Origin of the sequence: Pseudescherichia sp. (assembly GCF_031979925.1) — a bacterium.
In the GTDB taxonomy this organism is placed as follows: domain Bacteria; phylum Pseudomonadota; class Gammaproteobacteria; order Enterobacterales; family Enterobacteriaceae; genus Pseudescherichia.
In genome coordinates this window covers 1-19686 of record NZ_DALZFB010000013.1, presented here as the reverse complement: position 1 = coordinate 19686, position 19686 = coordinate 1, and the positions used below count along the sequence as shown (strand labels likewise).

Here is a 19686-nt window from a genome sequence, read left to right as displayed (position 1 = left end):
CGCCCGGCATGGGACGTTAGCCTCGTTTTTCGCCATACTGGGCAAACCATGCCAGCATGCGCTGCCAGCCATCTTTGGCTGACTCCTCGTGATAGCTTGGGCGATAGTCGGCGTTAAAGGCATGCCCGGCATCGGGGTAGACCACGATCTCCGCCTCGGCGTTGGCGGCCCGCAGAGCATGGCGCATGGTCTCCACGGTATCAAGGGGAATGCTGCCGTCCTGAGCACCATAGAGGCCGAGAACCGACGCATTGAGGTCGGTAGCGATATCCACCGGATGCTTCGGCGAGTTCAGGGTTTTATCGCCCACCAGCTTGCCATACCACGCCACCGCTGCTTTCAGCTGCGGATTATGCGCGGCGTAGAGCCAGGCGATACGCCCGCCCCAGCAAAAGCCGGTAAGCAGTAGCCGGTGTGCATCGCCGCCGTTGCGTGCCGCCCAGTTGGCAACGTGATCAAGATCGGCCAGCACCTGGGCATCGGGCACCTTTGAAACCAACTCCTTAAACAGCGTGGGAACATCGCTGTAGTCGTTGGGGTCGCCCTGGCGGAAGTAGAGTTCAGGCGCGATGGCCAGATAGCCCTCCTGCGCCAGCCGACGGCAGATATCACGGATATGCTCGTGCACGCCAAAAATTTCCTGCACGACAATCACCACCGGCAGCGGGCCGTCGGCCTTCTGTGGCCGGGCGTGCCAGGCAGGCATGTTATCTCCCTGGGTGGGAATTGACGTTTCACCGGTCAAAATCGACTCTTCAGAGGTGTGAACTGCGGTGGAAGCGTGAGGTGAAGCTGCAGGTGCAAAGCCGGGCTGTTTTTCTGTTGTCATGGCAATCTCCGTACCCTTATTTAGCGCATCAGCTAACTATAGCCAGTACGGCAAAATCATCCTGTGCAGAAGAGACTATCTTTACGACGAATGGGGGAAGGAGAGCGTTACAGTGTGATATAAATCACCTTTTGATGAAAAATTGATGTAAACAGTTTTCTTCAGAGTGACTGGTGTCACGAAAAAAAGCAATGGCCTTCTGTAGAGTACCGTTTTACTTCTGCTGATGAATCGACCCACAAAGGAGTCACCTATGTCCAAGTCTGATGTTTTTCACCTCGGTCTTACCAAAAACGATCTGCAGGGGGCAACGCTGGCTATCGTCCCTGGCGATCCGGAGCGAGTGGAAAAGATCGCCGCGCTGATGGATAAGCCGGTTAAGCTGGCATCGCATCGCGAATTTACCTCATGGCGTGCCGAAGTGGATGGCAAAGCAATCATTGTCTGCTCCACCGGGATCGGCGGCCCGTCAACCTCTATCGCCGTTGAAGAGCTGGCGCAGCTGGGCATCCGGACTTTCCTGCGCGTGGGCACCACCGGTGCTATTCAGCCGCACATCAACGTGGGTGACGTGCTGGTGACCACGGCTTCCGTGCGTCTCGACGGGGCTAGCCTGCACTTTGCGCCGATGGAGTACCCGGCGGTAGCTGATTTCACCTGTACCACCGCGCTGGTAGAGGCGGCTAAAGAGGTGGGCGCGACTACCCACATCGGCGTGACCGCCTCGTCTGACACCTTCTACCCAGGTCAGGAGCGTTACGACACCTTCTCCGGCCGCGTCGTCAGCCGCTATAAAGGCTCTATGGAAGAGTGGCAGTCAATGGGCGTGATGAACTATGAGATGGAGTCCGCCACGCTGCTGACTATGTGCTCCAGCCAGGGCCTGCGCGCGGGCATGGTCGCGGGCGTGATCGTCAACCGTACTCAGCAAGAGATCCCGAACGCAGAGACCATGAAGCAAACCGAAAGCCACGCGATTAAAATTGTGGTGGAAGCGGCGCGCCGTCTGGCTTAACGCTCATCTCCGGCAGGCCGATCCCCTCGGCCTGCCCGTTTTGCGTAGTACCTCGCAGGAAAATCCTTCCCAACTGGACACCTATCCAGCACACTCTTATTTTGCATCGGTAAGTGGTTTATGCAGGAGGCAGGGTGGATATCTCAATTTTACTCAGCGTGGCAGCGGCGATAGCCGGCTTGCTGATAGGCTGGCTGGCGACAAAATCCCATGCCGATCGCCTGCGGGCCGATTTTGCCGAAGAGCGGCGCGAGCTGGATATCGAACTGAGCGCGGCGCGGCAGCGGCTGGTGCAAAACCAACACTGGCGCGACGAGTGCGAGCTGCTGAATAATGAACTGCGCAGCCTGCGGGAGATCAACACCTCGCTGGAGGCCGATCTGCGCGAGGTCACCACCCGTCTGGAATCCACCCAGCTGCATGCGGAAGATAAAATCCGCCAGATGATCAACAGCGAGCAGCGCCTGAGCGAGCAGTTTGAAAATCTCGCTAACCGCATCTTTGAGCAGAGCAACCGCCGGGTCGAAGAGCAGAACCGGCAGAGCCTCCACGGGCTTCTCTCCCCCCTGCGGGAGCAGCTGGACGGTTTTCGCCGCCAGGTGCAGGACAGCTTTGGCAAAGAGGCGCAGGAGCGCCACACCCTCGCCCACGAGATCCGTAACCTACAGCAGCTTAATGCCCAGATGGCGCAGGAAGCGATCAACCTGACCCGCGCCCTGAAGGGTGACAATAAGGCGCAGGGTAACTGGGGTGAGGTGGTGCTGGCTCGCGTGCTGGAGGCGTCCGGCCTGCGTGCAGGCTATGAGTATGAAACCCAGGTCAGCATTGAAACCGAAGCCCGCGCCAGAATGCAGCCCGACGTTATCGTCCGGCTGCCGCAGGGCAAAGACGTGGTGATTGATGCCAAGATGACGCTGGTGGCCTATGAACGCTACTTCAACGCCGACGATGAGTACACCCGCGAAAGTGCGTTGCAGGAGCACATTGCCTCGGTGCGCAGCCATATTCGCCTGCTGGGCCGGAAAGACTACCAGCAGCTGCCGGGACTGCGATCCCTTGACTACGTGCTGATGTTTATTCCCGTCGAGCCAGCATTTTTAGTGGCTCTCGATCGGCAGCCGGAGCTGATCACCGAGGCGTTAAAACACAACATTATGCTGGTTAGCCCGACCACGCTGCTGGTGGCCCTGCGCACCATCGCTAACCTCTGGCGCTACGAGCATCAGAGCCGCAACGCCCAGCAGATTGCTGAGCGCGCCAGCCGCCTTTACGACAAGATGCGACTGTTTGTTGACGATATGTCATCGGTGGGGCAGAGCCTGGAGAAAGCGCAGGATAACTACCGCCAGGCGATGAAAAAACTTACCTCCGGGCGGGGGAATCTGCTCGCCCAGGCCGAGGCGTTTCGCGGGTTGGGGGTTGAGATCAAGCGCGAGATCAATCCGGATTTAGCCGACCAGGCCGTGGCGCAGGATGAGGAGTTCCGCCTGCGCGCCGGACAGGAGGGTTGAAACGTAGGGCAATTGCGCCCAATCTGTTACACTTCACGAACAATTTCTTGATTAGCAGGCACTGAGATGGCGGAAGATTCACAGGAAACGACGCATTTTGGTTATCAGACTGTCGCCAAAACGCAAAAGGCGGACATGGTGGCTCACGTATTTCACTCCGTGGCCGCAAAATATGACGTAATGAACGATCTGATGTCGATGGGTATCCATCGTTTGTGGAAACGTTTCACGATTGACTGCAGTGGCGTGCGCCGTGGGCAGAAGGTTCTCGACCTTGCTGGCGGTACCGGCGATTTGACGGCGAAATTTTCCCGTCTGGTGGGTGAAACCGGACAGGTGGTGCTGGCCGATATTAACGACTCAATGCTAAAAGTCGGGCGTGAAAAGCTGCGCAACCTTGGCGTAGTGGGTAACGTTGAATACGTGCAGGCCAACGCCGAAGCGCTGCCGTTCCCGGACAATACCTTTGACTGCATCACCATCGCCTTCGGCCTGCGAAACGTCACCGATAAAGAGAAAGCGCTGCGCTCCATGTTCCGCGTGCTCAAGCCGGGCGGCCGCCTCTTAGTTCTTGAGTTCTCTAAACCGATTATCGAGCCGCTGAGCAAGGCCTATGACGCCTACTCCTTCCACGTTCTGCCGCGCATCGGCGAGCTGGTGGCGAAGGATGGCGAAAGCTACCGCTACCTGGCGGAGTCCATCCGTATGCATCCCGATCAGGAGACGCTGAAGGCGATGATGCAGGATGCCGGTTTTGAAAATGCCGAATATTTCAATCTGACGGCGGGTATCGTCGCGCTGCACCGTGGATATAAGTTCTGACAGGAGTGAGTGAATGCCCTTTACGCCTTTAGTGAGCGCTGGAATCGAAGGTGTTCTCAATACATTTTTATATCGCGAAAGGGCATTAAAACCCGCCCGCCAGCGCCTGCAGGGTAAGGTACTGCGTATTGTTCTCAACGAGTTCTCTACGCCGCTGATTCTGGCCTTTAGCGAGCGCCAGGTCGACGTGCTGAGCGCCTGGGAGGGCGAGGCGGACTGCACCGTTATTACCCAGGCACGCCTGTTACCGAAGCTGCGCGATCGCCAGCAGCTGACTACGCTTATACGCAGCGGCGAGCTGGAAGTGCAGGGCGATATTCAGGTTGTTCAAAACCTTAGCGCGCTTTTCGATCTCGCAGAGTTCGATTTTGCTGAGCTACTTGCCCCTTACACCGGCGATATCGCCGCCGAAGGCATCGCTAAAGTTCTGCGCGGTGGTGCAAAGCGCTTCCGACATGGCCTGCAGCGTCAGCAGCAGTACGTGGCCGAAGCCTTAACGGAGGAGTGGCGTCTGGCACCCGGCGGACTGGAAGTCGCCTGGTTTGCCGAAGAGGCCGCCGCCGTCGCGCGATCGGTTGATGCGTTAACTAAACGGCTGGAAAAACTGGAGGGCAAATGACGCCAGGTGAAATTCGCCGCCTGTATTTCATCATCCAAACTTTTTTGAGTTACGGGCTTGATGAGCTCATCCCACGAATGCGTCTTACCCTGCCGATTCGGCTCTGGCGTCGCACGCTGTTCTGGATGCCAAACCGTCACAAAGATAAAGAGTTAGGTCATCGTCTGCGGCTGGCGCTGCAGGAGCTTGGGCCGGTATGGATCAAGTTCGGGCAGATGCTCTCTACCCGCCGCGATCTCTTTCCGCCTGTCATTGCCGATCAGCTGGCAATGCTGCAGGATCGCGTAGCTCCCTTTGACGGCGTGCTGGCTAAGCGCCAGATCGAAAAGGCGATGGGGGATATTCCCGTTGAGACATGGTTTGATGATTTTGATATCACGCCGCTGGCTTCAGCCTCTATCGCTCAGGTTCACACTGCCCGCCTGAAAGAGACCGGCAAAGAGGTGGTTATCAAGGTGATCCGGCCGGATATTTTGCCGGTGATCAAAGCCGATATGCGTCTTATCTATCGTCTTGCGCGCTGGGTTCCACGCCTGCTGCCGGACGGGCGTCGTCTGCGTCCGCTTGAGGTCGTGAAGGAGTATGAAAAGACGCTGATCGACGAGCTGGATCTGCTGCGCGAAGCGGCCAACGCGATCCAGCTGCGGCGTAACTTTGACAACAGCAAGATGCTCTACGTGCCGGAAGTTTACTCCGACTACTGCAGCCAAAATATGCTTGTCATGGAACGCATCTATGGTATTCCAGTGAACGACGTTGCGGCGCTGGAGAGGAACAATACCGATTTGAAGCTTTTGGCCGAGCGTGGCGTGCAGGTGTTCTTTACTCAGGTGTTCCGTGACAGCTTTTTCCATGGGGATATGCACCCTGGCAATATTTTTGTCAGCTATGAGCACCCCGAGGATCCGCAGTATATTGGTATCGACTGCGGTATTGTCGGCTCGCTGAATAAAGAAGATAAGCGCTACCTGGCAGAGAACTTTATTGCGTTCTTCAACCGTGACTACCGTCGGGTTGCCGAGCTGCACGTTGATTCCGGCTGGGTACCGCCGGATACCAACGTTGAGGAGTTTGAGTTCGCCATCCGCACCGTCTGTGAACCGATTTTCGAGAAGCCGCTGGCGGAGATCTCCTTTGGTCACGTGCTGCTGAACCTGTTTAATACGGCGCGGCGGTTCAATATGGAAGTGCAGCCGCAGCTGGTGCTGCTGCAAAAAACGCTGCTTTATATAGAGGGCGTAGGGCGTCAGCTCTATCCGCAGCTCGATTTGTGGAAAACGGCGAAACCTTTCCTCGAAACGTGGATCAAAGATCAGGTAGGCTTCCCGGCGTTGGTCCGTTCCCTGAAAGAGAAAGGGCCGCTGTGGATTGAAAAAATGCCCGAGCTTCCCGAGCTGATCTATAACAACCTGCGCCAGCATAAGCAGCTGCAGCATAACGTGGATCTGATCACCCGTGAGATACGTGTTAACCACGTACGCCAGGGGCAGTCCCGCTATCTGTTCGGCATTGGGGCAACGTTGATCCTGAGTGGGACGCTCTTTTTGATCAATCGTCCGGAGTGGCAAACGGCGTCCGCATGGCTGATTGCTGGCGGACTGGTCGCCTGGCTCATTGGCTGGCGAAAAACCCGCGTGCTATAGCCGCACGCTTTATGGGCCGGGTACCCGGTATGCGGCCCGTTAATTTCAGCATCTCTGCTTGAGGATTATGTATGGGTGGTATCAGTATTTGGCAGTTAGTGATTATTGCCGTCATCGTTGTGCTGCTGTTTGGAACAAAAAAGCTAGGCTCTATCGGTTCCGATCTGGGTGCGTCGATCAAAGGCTTTAAAAAAGCCATGGGCGATGACGATAAGCATGAGAAGAAACCGACGGAGGACGCTGATTTCTCCACTAAAACCCTTGCTGAAAAGCAAGATGATGTGAAAAAAGACGAAGAAAAGCGTCGCGATAAAGAGCAGGTGTAATTCGTGTTCGATATTGGTTTTGGCGAGCTGGTACTGGTATTCGTTATCGGCCTCATTGTGCTGGGGCCGCAGCGTCTGCCGGTAGCGGTCAAAACGGTGGCCGGGTGGGTGCGTGCGCTGCGCTCGCTGGCAAGCACCGTACAGAATGAGCTGGCGCAGGAGCTGAAGATCCAGGAGCTTCAGGACAGTCTGAAGAAGGTCGAAAAAGCGAGTATGGATCACCTGACGCCAGAGCTGAAAGAGTCCATGGACGAGCTGCGCCATGCGGCGGAGTCAATGAAACGCTCCTACAGTGCGAACGATCCTGAGCGCGCGAGCGACGTGGCGCACACTATTCATAATCCGATTGTGAAAGGGAACGAGGAGCAGCACCAGGGGGTAACGCCTGCCGCTGCGGAGCATCAGGCCAGTGCCCCTACGCAGGCACCGGAAGCGCCCGCTGATGGTAAACCTACGCAGCCTGCTGCCTCTGCCGCACCTTCACCTTCATCGACAAGTGATAAACCGTAAACATGGCTGTACAAGATACCCAACCGCTGATTACGCACCTAATCGAGCTACGAAAACGCCTGATGAACTGCATCATTGCGGTGTTCGCCATTTTCGTGGTGCTGGTCTATTTCGCTAACGATATCTACCAGCTGGTCTCTGCCCCGCTGATCAAGCAGATGCCTCAGGGCGCAACGATGATTGCCACCGACGTGGCGTCGCCCTTCTTTACCCCAGTGAAGCTGACCTTCATGGTGTCGCTGATCCTCTCCGCGCCCGTTATTCTTTACCAGGTCTGGGCCTTTGTTGCCCCTGCGCTCTATAAGCACGAGCGACGTCTGGTTATGCCGCTGCTGGTCTCCAGCTCATTGCTATTCTATATCGGCATGGCCTTCGCCTACTTTGTGGTCTTCCCGCTGGCGTTTGGCTTTTTAACCCATACCGCGCCGGTGGGCGTGCAGGTATCAACGGATATCGCCAGCTACCTCGACTTCGTCATGGCGCTGTTTATGGCCTTTGGCGTGTCGTTTGAAGTCCCGGTAGCGATTGTCCTGCTCTGCTGGATGGGCGTAACAACACCGGACGATCTGCGCCGTAAGCGGCCCTACGTACTGGTAGGGGCATTTGTTGTCGGTATGCTGCTGACGCCGCCGGACGTCTTCTCCCAGACGCTGCTGGCGATCCCGATGTACTGCCTGTTTGAGGTAGGCGTCTTCTTCTCGCGCTTCTATATCGGCAAACGCCGCTTCCGCCAGGACGAGGACGACGAAACCGAAGATGAAGCCGAACGTCACAAAGAGTAATTACCAGCCGCCCGTCAGGGCGGTTGTTTTATGTAGATAGCGTACGGGGAAACGATGTTTGATATTGGCGTAAACCTTACCAGCTCACAGTTTGCTGGCGATCGCGAGCAGGTTGTCGCGCGTGCTGCCGCCGCAGGCGTTAACGGCATGCTGCTGACCGGGACCAATCTGCATGAGAGCCAGCAGGCGCAGGCGCTCGCGGCACAGTACGCCAGCTGCTGGTCGACGGCAGGCGTCCACCCGCATGATAGCAGCCAGTGGCAGCCGGAGACGGCAGACGCCATTCACCAGCTCGCCAACCAACCGCAGGTGGTAGCCATAGGTGAGTGTGGGCTGGATTTTAACCGTAACTTCTCTACCCCGCAGGCGCAGGAGGCGGCGTTCAGCGCCCAGCTGGCTATTGCCGCTGAGCTATCGCTACCGGTGTTTTTGCACTGCCGCGACGCCCATGAACGCTTTTTAGCCCTGCTCGATCCGTGGCTGGATAAACTCCCCGGCGCAGTGCTGCACTGCTTTACCGGCTCGGCGCGGGAGGCACATGACTGCCTGGCCCGTGGGCTCTATCTGGGAATTACCGGCTGGGTTTGCGATGAGCGGCGCGGGCAGGAACTCTGTGAAATCGTCCCGCTGATCCCGGCCGATCGCCTGCTGATTGAAACCGATGCGCCTTATCTGCTGCCTCGCGATATCAAGCCTAAGCCAGCCTCACGGCGTAATGAACCCGCCTTGCTAGGGCATATCCTGCAACGCGTGGCGCAGCTGCGCGGGGAGGAGGTCGAGTGGCTTTCAGAAGTGACGGATCAAAACGTCAGGCGGCTGTTTAACATTACTTTTTAAGCCTTGCGGAAGTCGGTATTTCTGACGCTCTGCACCACCTGCTGATTGAGCAGGTTCAGCAGCAGCATTGAGCGCGCCTCACCGTCCGGCTCGGTAAAAATCGCTTTTAACCCTTCAAACGCCCCTTCGGTGATCACCACGCTATCGCCGGGGTAGGGCGTCTGGGGATCGGTCACCCCTTCGGGCTGATAGTTTGCCAGCTGGGCAATAACCGGTTCAGGCACGGTTGCCGGGCTGGCACCAAAGCGAACAAAGTGGCTGACGCCGCGAGTGGCGTTAATTGTGGTAGTGTGGATAACTTCCGGATCAAATTCGATAAACAGATAGTTAGGAAACAGCGGTTCGCTGACCGCGGTGCGTTTGCCGCGTACTATTTTTTCAAGCGTGATCATAGGCGTCAGGCAGTTTACCGCCTGGCGTTCAAGATGTTGCTGGGCGCGTTCGAGCTGGCCCCGCTTGCAGTAAAGTAAATACCAGGCTTGCATAATCACTCTGTTTTAGCTGTTCGTGCGCAAGCATATCAAAACCCGATAATGATGGCTAAGTTGATTATAGAGGTCCTCGCCACGCCAGGACGTAACGATTTACCCTAATTTAACAAAATTACAGCATCACGCTGATGTTCACCGTATAATGGAAGGCTGACTCCGAGGCCATGATTAACTGCATGAAATACCACGACCTACGTGATTTTATGGCGCTGCTGGAACAGCAGGGCGAACTCAAACGCATTACGCTGCCTGTTGATCCTCATCTGGAAATAACAGAAATTGCCGACCGCACCCTGCGCGCCGGTGGCCCCGCTCTGTTATTTGAAAACCCAACGGGCTACTCCATGCCGGTGCTCTGTAATCTCTTTGGTACGCCGAAGCGCGTGGCCCTGGGAATGGGGCAGGAGGATGTATCAGCCCTGCGTGAAGTGGGTAAGCTGCTGGCCTTTCTGAAAGAGCCGGAGCCGCCAAAAGGCTTCCGCGATCTCTTTGATAAGCTACCGCAGTTCAAACAGGTGCTCAACATGCCATCCAAACGCCTGCGCACCGCGCCGTGCCAGCAAAAGGTGGTACAGGGCGAGGCGGTGGATCTCACCACCATCCCTATCATGCAGTGCTGGCCGGAAGACGCCGCCCCGCTGATCACCTGGGGACTCACCGTCACCCGCGGTCCGCATAAAGAGCGGCAGAACCTCGGCATCTATCGTCAGCAGCTTATCGGCAAGAACAAACTGATCATGCGCTGGCTGTCACATCGTGGCGGCGCGCTGGATTACCAGGAGTGGTGCGCGGCGCATCCCGGTGAACGCTTCCCGGTTGCCGTGGCGCTGGGCGCGGATCCCGCCACGATTTTAGGCGCGGTAACGCCAGTGCCGGATACGCTTTCCGAGTATGCCTTTGCCGGTCTGCTACGCGGCACCAAAACCGAGGTGGTTAAGTGCATCTCGAACGATCTGGAAGTGCCCGCCAGCGCGGAGATTGTGCTTGAGGGCTACATTGAGCCGGGCGAGATGGCCCCGGAAGGCCCGTATGGCGACCACACGGGCTACTATAATGAGATTGATAGCTTCCCGGTCTTTACGGTCACGCATATTACCCAGCGTGAAGATGCTATCTACCACTCAACCTACACGGGCCGCCCGCCGGATGAGCCGGCCGTGCTCGGCGTGGCGCTGAACGAAGTCTTTGTGCCAATCCTGCAAAAGCAGTTTCCGGAGATCGTCGATTTTTATCTTCCCCCGGAAGGGTGCTCATACCGCCTTGCGGTAGTGACCATTAAAAAGCAGTATGCTGGTCATGCCAAGCGGGTAATGATGGGCGTCTGGTCATTTCTGCGGCAGTTTATGTACACCAAGTTTGTTATTGTTTGTGATGATGACGTTAACGCGCGCGACTGGAACGACGTTATCTGGGCGATCACTACCCGTATGGATCCGGCAAGGGATACGGTGCTGGTAGAGAATACGCCGATAGACTACCTGGATTTTGCCTCGCCGGTTTCCGGTCTTGGCTCGAAAATGGGGCTGGATGCTACCAACAAATGGCCCGGTGAAACCCAGCGTGAATGGGGGCGTCCGATTAAAAAGGATCCTGCCGTTACCGCGCGAATCGACGCTATCTGGGATGAGCTGGCCATAATGAGTGACGGTAAAGGCAGCTAATGCGCCGCCGTTTTGCCTTTTGATTCGTAATAAAACGACCCGACAGAGGGAGCGCATGACAACCTTAAGCTGTAAAGTGACCTCGGTAGAAGCTATCACCGATACCGTATACCGTGTTCGTCTTGTATCAGACGCGGCGTTTTCATTTCGCGCCGGGCAATATTTGATGGTGGTGATGGACGAGCGCGATAAGCGTCCGTTCTCTATGGCGTCCACGCCGGATGAACAGGCGTTCATCGAGCTGCACATCGGTGCTTCTGAGCTGAACCTCTATGCCATGGCGGTCATGGACCGGATCCTGAAAGAGCGCGAAATCGTGATCGATATTCCGCACGGCGATGCCTGGCTGCGCGATGACGAAGAGCGTCCGCTGATCCTGATTGCTGGCGGGACGGGCTTCTCCTACGTGCGCTCCATTCTGCTCACCGCGCTGGCGCGTAACCCAGATCGTGATATCACTATTTACTGGGGCGGGCGTGAAGAGAAGCACCTGTACGATCTCTCTGAGCTGCAAGCCTTAGCGGTCAACCACCCCAATCTGAAGGTGGTGCCGGTGGTTGAACAGCCGGAAGAGGCGTGGCAGGGCCGCAGCGGTACGGTATTGACGGCGGTGCTTCAGGATTTCGGCACGCTGGCCGAGCATGATATCTACATTGCCGGACGTTTCGAAATGGCAAAAATTGCCCGGGATCTCTTCTGCAACGAACGCGGCGCGCGGGAAGATCGCCTCTTCGGCGACGCTTTCGCCTTTATCTAAGCTCCAGCGTAACTGGCCCGACGGTGTCTCTCCCGCCGGGCCTGCATAACAGCTTTAAACCCGCTCAAATACCGTCGCAATCCCCTGACCCAGACCAATACACATTGTCGCCAGGCCAAACTGGACGTCTTTACGCTCCATCAGGTTCAGTAGCGTGGTGCTGATCCGCGCGCCGGAGCAGCCAAGCGGATGTCCCAGAGCGATCGCGCCGCCGTTGAGGTTGATCTTCTCGTCAATCTGCTCCATCAGACCCAAATTCTTGATGCACGGCAGGATCTGCGCGGCAAAGGCTTCGTTCATCTCAAACAGATCGATGTCGCTCACCGTCAGACCGGCTTTTTTCAACGCCAGCTGCGAGGCCGGAACCGGACCGTAGCCCATGATAGAGGGATCGCAGCCCACGACCGCCATTGAACGCACACGCGCCCGTGGCGTCAGGCCCAGCTCGCGGGCGCTGCTTTCGCTCATCACCAGCATCGCCGCCGCGCCGTCGGAGAGGGCGGAGGAGGTGCCTGCCGTCACCGTGCCGTTAGCCGGATCGAACGCGGGCCGCAGGGCGGCAAGACCTTCAACGCTGGTTTCCGGGCGGATCACCTCGTCGTAGTTAAACATTTTCGGCACGCCGTCAGCGTCGTGACCGCCGGTAGGGACAAGCTCATTTTTGAATGCCCCGGACTGGGTCGCGGCCCATGCGCGGGCGTGGGAGCGGGCGGCAAACTGGTCCTGCATCTCACGGCTGATGCCGTGCATGCGTGCCAGCATCTCAGCGGTTAAGCCCATCATGCCCGCCGCTTTAGCCACGTTACGGCTGAGGCCAGGATGAAAATCAACGCCGTGGCTCATCGGCACATGGCCCATGTGCTCTACGCCGCCCACCAGGCACGCCTGTGCATCGCCGGTCATGATCATGCGAGCCGCATCGTGCAAGGCCTGCATTGACGAGCCGCACAGGCGGTTAACGGTCACCGCCGGAACAGAGTGGGGGATCTCCGCCAGCAAAGCGGCGTTACGGGCAATGTTAAAGCCCTGCTCCAGGGTCTGCTGCACGCAGCCCCAGTAGATATCGTCCAGCGCCGCAGCGTCCAGCGCCGGGTTGCGCGCCAGCAGGCTACGCATCAGGTGTGCGGAGAGATCTTCCGCGCGAACGTTACGAAACGCGCCGCCCTTAGAACGGCCCATCGGGGTACGAATTGCATCGACAATGACTACCTGTTCCATTGTGACTCCTTAAGCCGATTTCAGAACGCCTGCCGGGCGGGCTGGCGCAACGGGAGGATAATAGGGTTCGTTGTGGCGCGCTTTCTCGCGCAGGCCGTCTGGCACGGCGTAGAGCGGGCCAAGGGCGGCAAACTGCTGCGCACGATCGAGATAGCTGGCGCTGCCCTGGGTATCGAGCCAGCGGAACGCGCCGCCGTGGAACGGTGGGAAGCCGAGGCCGTACACCAGGGCCATATCGGCTTCCGCCGGGCTGGCGATAATGCCCTCCTCCAGACAGCGCACCACTTCGTTGACCATCGGGATCATCATGCGGGCAATAATCTCCCCGTCAGAGAAGTCGCGCGTCGGCTGGCTAACCTCTGCCAGCAGGCCGTCAACGGCGGCATCCTCCTCTTTCTTCGGCTTGCCTTTGCTGTCCTCTTTATAACGCCAGAAGCCCAGGCCGTTTTTCTGCCCGAAGCGCCCCGCGTCAAACAGCACGTCAATGGCATCGCGGTAATCCTTCTGCATGCGCTCCGGGAAGCCAGCGGCCATCACCGCCTGGGCGTGATGCGCCGTATCGATGCCCACCACGTCCAGCAGATAGGCCGGACCCATCGGCCAACCAAACTGCTTCTCCATCACCTTATCGACACGGCGGAAGTCTGCGCCGTCACGCAGCAGCTGGCTGAAGGCGGCAAAGTAGGGGAACAGGACGCGGTTGACGAAGAAGCCAGGGCAGTCGTTAACGACGATAGGCGTTTTGCCCATTTTGCTCGCCCAGGCGACCACTTTGGCGAGCGTCTCTTCCGAGGTTTTCTCTCCGCGGATCACCTCTACCAGCGGCATACGGTGTACCGGGTTGAAGAAGTGCATGCCGCAGAAGTTCTCCGGGCGTTGCAGAACGCTGGCCAGCTCGCTGATAGGAATGGTGGAGGTGTTTGAGGCCAGTACCGTATCCGGGCGCACCTTCTGTTCGGTCTCTGCCAGCACCGCTTTTTTCACCTTAGGATTCTCGACGACCGCTTCCACCACCACGTCGACGCGATCAAAGCCGGTGTAGTCGAGGGTTGGATGGATAGTGGCAATCACGCCCGCCAGCTTTAAACCATCGATCTTGCCGCGCTCAAGCTGCTTGTTAAGCAGCTTGCTGGCCTCGCTGATGCCCAGCGTCAGGGATTTGTCATTGATATCTTTCATTAACACCGGCACGCCTTTCCATGCGGACTGGTACGCGATGCCGCCGCCCATAATACCTGCGCCCAGCACGGCAGCCTGCTTCGGCGTGTCGACGTTCTGGGTCAGCTTTTTGGCCTGGCCTTTGACATATTGATCGTTGAGGAAGATCCCTACCAGCGCACGGGCCTCGTTGGTGTGAGTTAGTGGGACAAAGCTCTGGTTCTCAAGCACCAACGCCTCGTCACGGCCAAACCTGGCCGCCGCCTCAATGGTTTTTACCGCCGTCAGCGGGGCGGGGTAGTGCTTGCCTGCGGTCTGCATCACCATGCCTTTGGCGATAGTAAAGCTCATGGCGGCTTCAATCTTGCTGAGCTTCAGCGGCTCCAGCTTCGGCTGACGTTTGGCGCGCCAGTCCAGATCGCCGCTGATGGCCTGACGCAGAACGGCCAGCGCACCGTCGCGCAACTTTTCCGCCGTCACGATGCCATCGACCAGGCCGATTTTTAGCGCCTGATCGGCACCCACATCTTTGCCAGCGGCAATGATCTCCAGCGCGCTGTCAGCGCCCAGTAGACGCGGCAGGCGTACCGAGCCGCCAAAGCCTGGCATAATCCCCAGCTTGGTTTCCGGCAGGCCAATGCGCAGGTCCGGCGTCGCCAGGCGATAGTCGGTGGCCAGCACGCACTCGCAGCCACCGCCCAGCGCATAGCCGTTAACGGCGGAAATGGTTGGTACAGGCAGATCTTCCAGGCGGTTAAAGACGCTGTTAGCGAAATGCAGCCACTGGCTAAGCTGCTCCTCGGGAACCTGGAACAGAGAAAGGAATTCGGTGATGTCCGCACCGACAATAAAGGCGGCTTTGTCGGAGCGCAGCAGCAGCCCGGTGAGATCGGGGCTTTTTTCCAGCACGTCCAGCGCCTGGCCGAGACTGGCCACCGTCGCCGTATCGAGCTTGTTGACCGAGCCGGGGGCCGCGAACACCAGTTCAGCAATGCCATTTTCCAGCCAGTCGAGGTACAGGGTATCGCCTTTGTAGAGCATGTCAGTCTCCTGAATCCAACAGGGTTACTGGTCTTACCAGATGAGACGGAGTGTGGTTATTATGTTAATAAAATGCAAATGAGTGTTTAAAAACTTGCTGGGAGGATCACGCTAAACGGAAAACACGCAGGGGTGAGCGGGTATGCTAAGATGCGGAGAATTGATGTCTAAACAAGAAGGGAAAATCATGGACTCACTGGCTTCGCTTTATAAAGATCATATCGTTACCCTACAGGAACGTGCCCGGGACGTGCTGGCCCGCTTTAAGCTCGATGCACTGCTGATTCACTCCGGCGAGCTGTTCAACATCTTCCTTGATGACCATCCGTACCCCTTTAAGGTCAACCCGCAGTTTAAAGCCTGGGTGCCCGTCACGCAGGTTCCCAACTGCTGGTTGCTGGTGGACGGAGTTAACAAACCAAAACTCTGGTTCTACCTGCCGGTGGATTACTGGCACAACGTCGAGCCGCTGCCGACATCGTTCTGGACCGAAGAGGTCGAGATTATTGCCCTACCCAAAGCCGAGGGTATCGCCAGCCAGCTGCCTGCGGCGCGAGGTAACATCGCCTACATCGGCCCGGTAGCAGAGCGCGCATTGCAGCTGGAGATCAACGCCGAGAATATCAACCCGAAAGGGGTGATTGACTATCTGCACTACTACCGTGCCTATAAGACCGACTACGAGCTGGCCTGTATGCGGGAAGCGCAGAAGACGGCGGTGATGGGACACCGTGCGGCACACGAGGCGTTTCTCTCCGGTATGAGCGAGTTCGATATCAATATTGCCTACCTGACCGCCACCGGCCACCGCGATACCGACGTGCCCTACAGCAACATTGTGGCGCTCAACGAGCACGCCTCCGTGCTGCACTACACCAGGCTGGATCATCGTGCGCCAGCTGAAATGCGCAGCTTCCTGCTGGATGCCGGCGCTGAGTATAACGGCTACGCCGCCGACCTGACCCGTACCTGGTCCGCTAACGGCGATAACGATTTTGCACAGCTGATCAAAGACGTCAACGAGGAGCAGCTGGCGCTGATCGGCACCATGAAAGCGGGGGTGAGCTATATCGATTACCACCTGCAGTTCCATCAGCGTATTGCGAAGCTGCTCCGCCGCCATCAGATTGTTACCGACATCAGCGAAGAGGCAATGGTCGAGAACAATCTCACCGGGCCGTTTATGCCGCACGGTATCGGTCACCCGCTGGGCCTGCAGGTACATGACGTCGCTGGCTTTATGCAGGATGATACCGGTACGCATCTGGCCGCCCCGGCGAAGTACCCCTACCTGCGCTGCACCCGCCTGATACAGCCGCGCATGGTGCTGACCATTGAGCCGGGTATCTACTTCATCGACTCGCTGCTGGCCTCATGGCGGGAAGGGGAGTTTAGCAAGCACTTCAACTGGCAGAAAATTGAGACGCTGAAGCCGTTCGGTGGGATCCGCATCGAAGATAACGTGGTGATCCATGAGCACGGCGTGGAGAACATGACCCGGGATCTGAAGCTGGCCTGATGGAGAGCTGGCTGATACCGGCCGCGCCGGTGACCTTCGTCGAGGAGATCAAAAAGAGCCGCTTCATTACGCTGTTGGCCCACACCGACGGCGTAGAGGCGGCGAAAGCCTTTGTCAGCGCCGTGCGGGCGGAACATCCCGAGGCGCGGCATCACTGCGTCGCGTGGGTAGCCGGGCCGCCGGACGACTCGCAGCAGCTGGGCTTCTCTGACGATGGTGAACCGGCTGGCACAGCGGGCAAGCCGATGCTGGCCCAGCTGATGGGCAGCGGCGTCGGTGAGATCACCGCCGTGGTAGTGCGCTACTATGGCGGCATCCTGTTAGGTACCGGTGGTCTGGTCAAAGCCTATGGCGGTGGCGTGCAGCGCGCGCTGAATCAGCTCACCACCTCCCGCAAATTACCGCTGACCGAATATACTTTGTGTTGTGATTATGCGCAGTTGGCTGGCGTAGAAGCGCTGCTTGGGCAGTTTGAGGGCCGGATCGTCAACAGTGACTATCAAGCTGCCGTGCAGTTACGGGTGGCACTTCCCCGCGCCAGGCTGAGCGAGTTTGCCGCTAAGCTGGCAGATTTTAGCCGCGGTTCATTGCAATTATCAGCCATTAAAGAATAATCCCCACCTCATTTATCTGGATACCTAAGGAAGCGGCAGAGATGCATTTTCGCGCCATTACCCGAATCGTTGGACTACTGGTCATACTGTTTTCCGGAACGATGATCCTGCCTGGACTGGTTGCGCTGATTTATCGGGACGGCGCGGGGCGTGCATTCACCCAGACCTTCTTTGTGGCACTGGCAATCGGTTCCCTGCTGTGGTGGCCTAACCGCCGGGAGAAGAGCGAACTGAAGTCGCGGGAAGGCTTCCTGATCGTCGTACTGTTCTGGACGGTGCTGGGCAGCGTGGGGGCCTTGCCGTTTATCTTTTCTGAGCGTCCCAACCTGACGGTGACCGACGCCTTCTTTGAATCCTTTTCTGGCCTGACGACCACAGGGGCGACCACGCTGGTGGGACTGGATACCTTGCCGCACGGCATTCTTTTCTATCGCCAGATGCTGCAATGGTTCGGCGGGATGGGGATCATCGTGTTGGCGGTGGCTATTCTTCCCATCCTTGGCGTCGGGGGGATGCAGCTTTACCGGGCGGAGATGCCCGGCCCGCTGAAGGATAATAAGATGCGTCCGCGTATTGCCGAGACGGCAAAGACGCTGTGGATTATCTATGTGCTGCTGACGGTGGCCTGCGCGCTGGCGCTCTGGTTTGCGGGTATGCCCGCGTTTGACGCTATTGGACACAGCTTTGCTACCATCGCTATTGGTGGGTTCTCGACGCATGATGCCAGCGTGGGCTACTTCGATAGCCCAACGATTAACACCATTATTGCTATCTTCCTGCTGATCTCCGGCTGTAACTATGGCCTGCACTTCTCCCTGCTGAGCGGGCGTAACCTGAAGGTCTACTGGCGCGATCCCGAGTTCAGGATGTTCATCGGCGTGCAGCTGACGCTGGTGGCGATCTGCACCCTGGTACTCTGGTTCCACGATGTCTACAACTCAGCGGTCACTACGCTAAACCAGGCGTTTTTCCAGGTGGTGTCGATGGCAACGACCGCTGGCTTTACTACCGATAGCATTGCACGCTGGCCGCTATTCCTGCCGGTACTCCTGCTCTGCTCAGCGTTTATCGGCGGCATGGCGGGGTCGACCGGCGGGGGACTGAAGGTCATTCGTATCCTGCTGCTATTTAAGCAGGGCAACCGCGAGCTAAAACGGCTGGTGCATCCTAACGCGGTGTACAGCATCAAGCTGGGGAACCGCGCGCTGCCGGAGCGTATACTTGAGGCGGTGTGGGGTTTCTTCTCCGCCTATGCGCTGGTCTTTATTGTGAGTATGCTGGCAATTATCGCCACGGGCGTGGATGACTTCTCCGCCTTTGCCTCAGTAGTGGCGACGTTAAACAACCTCGGACCGGGGCTTGGGGTGGTAGCGGATAACTTTGCCAGCATGAATCCGGTGGCGAAGTGGATCCTGATCGCCAATATGCTTTTCGGTCGTCTTGAAGTCTTTACGTTGCTGGTGCTCTTTACCCCAACGTTCTGGCGCGAATAAGGGAGCACGCTATGAAAACGTTGATTCTATTTTCCACCCGTGACGGACAAACCCGTGAGATTGCCGCCAGTATCGCCTCGGAGCTGAGCGAGCTGGGCGTCTATGCCGATGTGGTGAACCTTAACCGTACGGAATCTATTACCTGGCAGGATTACGATCGGGTGGTTATCGGGGCGTCGATCCGTTACGGGCACTTTCATCCGGCCGTGGATCGGTTTGTGAAAAAGCATCTGCAGCACCTTAATGCGCTGCCCAGTGCCTTTTACGCCGTCAATCTTGTGGCACGTAAACCAGAGAAGAGCTCGCCGCAAACCAATAGCTATACGCGTAAATTTTTATTGAACTCGCCCTGGCAGCCGGATCGCTGTGCGGTGTTTGCCGGTGCCTTGCGCTATCCACGTTATTCCTGGTACGACCGCATCATGATCCGCCTGATTATGAAGATGACCGGGGGAGAGACAGATACGCGCAAAGAGGTGGTCTATACCGACTGGTCACGCGTAAGCGAATTTGCACGCGAAATTGCACAATTAACCAGCAAATCGGTGGCAAAACAGGCATAAAGTCTGTAAATTGAGCGCTTGAAAAGTTTTTTGCATTTAAGTCTTGTCAGCCCCGAATAACTCCCTATAATGCGCCACCACTGACACGGAACAACGGCGAATAAGCCGGCCGGTCAGCGAGGCGCCTCCGGGCACTTCGGCAGAGAAAAGCGAAAATAAACGCTTGACTCTGAATGAGGAAAGCGTAATATACGCCACCTCGCAACGGTGAGCTGAAAGCCACGTTGCACTGCTCTTTAACAATTTATCAGACAATCTGTGTGGGCACTCGAAGACA

19 protein-coding genes are annotated in these 19686 nt (G+C 57.4%); 15 read left to right on the top strand and 4 right to left on the bottom strand.

The features are described from left to right. Positions 1–16: 16 nt before the first annotated feature. The gene (locus RTM13_RS17805) at positions 17–829 is read right to left on the bottom strand and encodes a dienelactone hydrolase family protein (RefSeq protein WP_312213794.1); all 813 of its coding nucleotides are present in this window, start codon (positions 827–829) and stop codon (positions 17–19) included. Between the two features lie 253 nt (positions 830–1082). Here RTM13_RS17805 and udp point away from each other — a divergent pair, with 253 nt between their 5' ends. From udp to tatD, 9 genes are all read left to right on the top strand, one after another. Continuing rightward, entirely contained in the window at positions 1083–1844 is a 762-nt protein-coding gene (gene udp / locus RTM13_RS17800) for a uridine phosphorylase (RefSeq protein WP_042395937.1), read from the top strand. 134 nt (positions 1845–1978) lie between these two features. Further along, entirely contained in the window at positions 1979–3355 is a 1377-nt protein-coding gene (rmuC, locus tag RTM13_RS17795; protein WP_409456061.1) for a DNA recombination protein RmuC, read from the top strand. A 66-nt stretch (positions 3356–3421) separates the two neighbouring features. Further along, positions 3422–4177 carry a bifunctional demethylmenaquinone methyltransferase/2-methoxy-6-polyprenyl-1,4-benzoquinol methylase UbiE gene (gene ubiE, locus RTM13_RS17790; RefSeq protein ID WP_042395932.1) on the top strand — a complete coding sequence of 252 codons (756 nt, stop codon included), beginning with the start codon at positions 3422–3424 and terminating at the stop codon, positions 4175–4177. Positions 4178–4190: 13 nt separating this feature from the next. Continuing rightward, a complete protein-coding gene (ubiJ, locus tag RTM13_RS17785) occupies positions 4191–4796 on the top strand; it encodes a ubiquinone biosynthesis protein UbiJ (RefSeq protein WP_312213792.1) in 606 nt (201 codons plus the stop codon). Further along, entirely contained in the window at positions 4793–6439 is a 1647-nt protein-coding gene (ubiB, locus tag RTM13_RS17780; protein WP_312213790.1) for a ubiquinone biosynthesis regulatory protein kinase UbiB, read from the top strand. Before ubiJ ends, ubiB begins: the two co-directional genes overlap by 4 nt. A 71-nt stretch (positions 6440–6510) precedes the next feature. Beyond that, a complete protein-coding gene (tatA, locus tag RTM13_RS17775) occupies positions 6511–6765 on the top strand; it encodes a Sec-independent protein translocase subunit TatA (protein ID WP_312213789.1) in 255 nt (84 codons plus the stop codon). A gap of 3 nt (positions 6766–6768) precedes the next feature. Then, the gene (gene tatB / locus RTM13_RS17770; RefSeq protein WP_312213787.1) at positions 6769–7275 is read left to right on the top strand and encodes a Sec-independent protein translocase protein TatB; all 507 of its coding nucleotides are present in this window, start codon (positions 6769–6771) and stop codon (positions 7273–7275) included. Positions 7276–7277: 2 nt separating this feature from the next. Next, positions 7278–8057 carry a Sec-independent protein translocase subunit TatC gene (gene tatC / locus RTM13_RS17765; protein WP_312213785.1) on the top strand — a complete coding sequence of 260 codons (780 nt, stop codon included), beginning with the start codon at positions 7278–7280 and terminating at the stop codon, positions 8055–8057. A 54-nt stretch (positions 8058–8111) separates the two neighbouring features. Continuing rightward, positions 8112–8894: a 3'-5' ssDNA/RNA exonuclease TatD gene (gene tatD, locus RTM13_RS17760; protein WP_312213784.1), complete on the top strand. Its 783-nt coding sequence runs from the start codon at positions 8112–8114 to the stop codon at positions 8892–8894. Here tatD and rfaH read toward each other — a convergent pair. Next, complete coding sequence (gene rfaH, locus RTM13_RS17755) at positions 8891–9379, bottom strand: transcription/translation regulatory transformer protein RfaH (protein WP_312213782.1); 489 nt, start codon at positions 9377–9379, stop codon at positions 8891–8893. The two genes, tatD and rfaH, sit on opposite strands and share 4 nt — an antisense overlap. A gap of 170 nt (positions 9380–9549) precedes the next feature. Between rfaH and ubiD the strand changes: the two genes are divergently transcribed. Both ubiD and fre read left to right on the top strand, forming a co-directional pair. Then, positions 9550–11046 carry a 4-hydroxy-3-polyprenylbenzoate decarboxylase gene (ubiD, locus tag RTM13_RS17750; protein ID WP_312213780.1) on the top strand — a complete coding sequence of 499 codons (1497 nt, stop codon included), beginning with the start codon at positions 9550–9552 and terminating at the stop codon, positions 11044–11046. Between the two features lie 55 nt (positions 11047–11101). Next, a complete protein-coding gene (gene fre / locus RTM13_RS17745; protein ID WP_312213778.1) occupies positions 11102–11803 on the top strand; it encodes an NAD(P)H-flavin reductase in 702 nt (233 codons plus the stop codon). Positions 11804–11857: 54 nt separating this feature from the next. Here the strand turns inward: fre and fadA are convergent, their stop codons facing one another. Then, entirely contained in the window at positions 11858–13021 is a 1164-nt protein-coding gene (gene fadA / locus RTM13_RS17740; RefSeq protein WP_312213776.1) for an acetyl-CoA C-acyltransferase FadA, read from the bottom strand. A gap of 9 nt (positions 13022–13030) precedes the next feature. Next, positions 13031–15220, bottom strand: a complete 2190-nt coding sequence (gene fadB, locus RTM13_RS17735) for a fatty acid oxidation complex subunit alpha FadB (RefSeq protein ID WP_312213774.1) — start codon at positions 15218–15220, stop codon at positions 13031–13033. Positions 15221–15407: 187 nt separating this feature from the next. On the opposite strand from fadB, the gene pepQ reads away from it, so the two are divergent. Genes pepQ through hemG form a run of 4 tightly spaced genes read left to right on the top strand, consistent with a single transcriptional unit; the run spans position 15408 to position 19409 of the window. Continuing rightward, positions 15408–16739, top strand: coding sequence for a Xaa-Pro dipeptidase (pepQ, locus tag RTM13_RS17730; RefSeq protein ID WP_312213897.1), 1332 nt, complete (start codon positions 15408–15410; stop codon positions 16737–16739). Beyond that, complete coding sequence (locus RTM13_RS17725; RefSeq protein ID WP_312213772.1) at positions 16739–17353, top strand: IMPACT family protein; 615 nt, start codon at positions 16739–16741, stop codon at positions 17351–17353. The genes pepQ and RTM13_RS17725 overlap by 1 nt, the downstream gene beginning before the upstream one ends. Before the next feature lie 41 nt (positions 17354–17394). Beyond that, on the top strand, positions 17395–18846 hold the full coding sequence (trkH, locus tag RTM13_RS17720) for a Trk system potassium transporter TrkH (RefSeq protein ID WP_312213770.1): 1452 nt from the start codon (positions 17395–17397) through the stop codon (positions 18844–18846). A gap of 11 nt (positions 18847–18857) precedes the next feature. After that, on the top strand, positions 18858–19409 hold the full coding sequence (gene hemG / locus RTM13_RS17715) for a menaquinone-dependent protoporphyrinogen IX dehydrogenase (RefSeq protein ID WP_312213768.1): 552 nt from the start codon (positions 18858–18860) through the stop codon (positions 19407–19409). Positions 19410–19686: the final 277 nt, after the last annotated feature.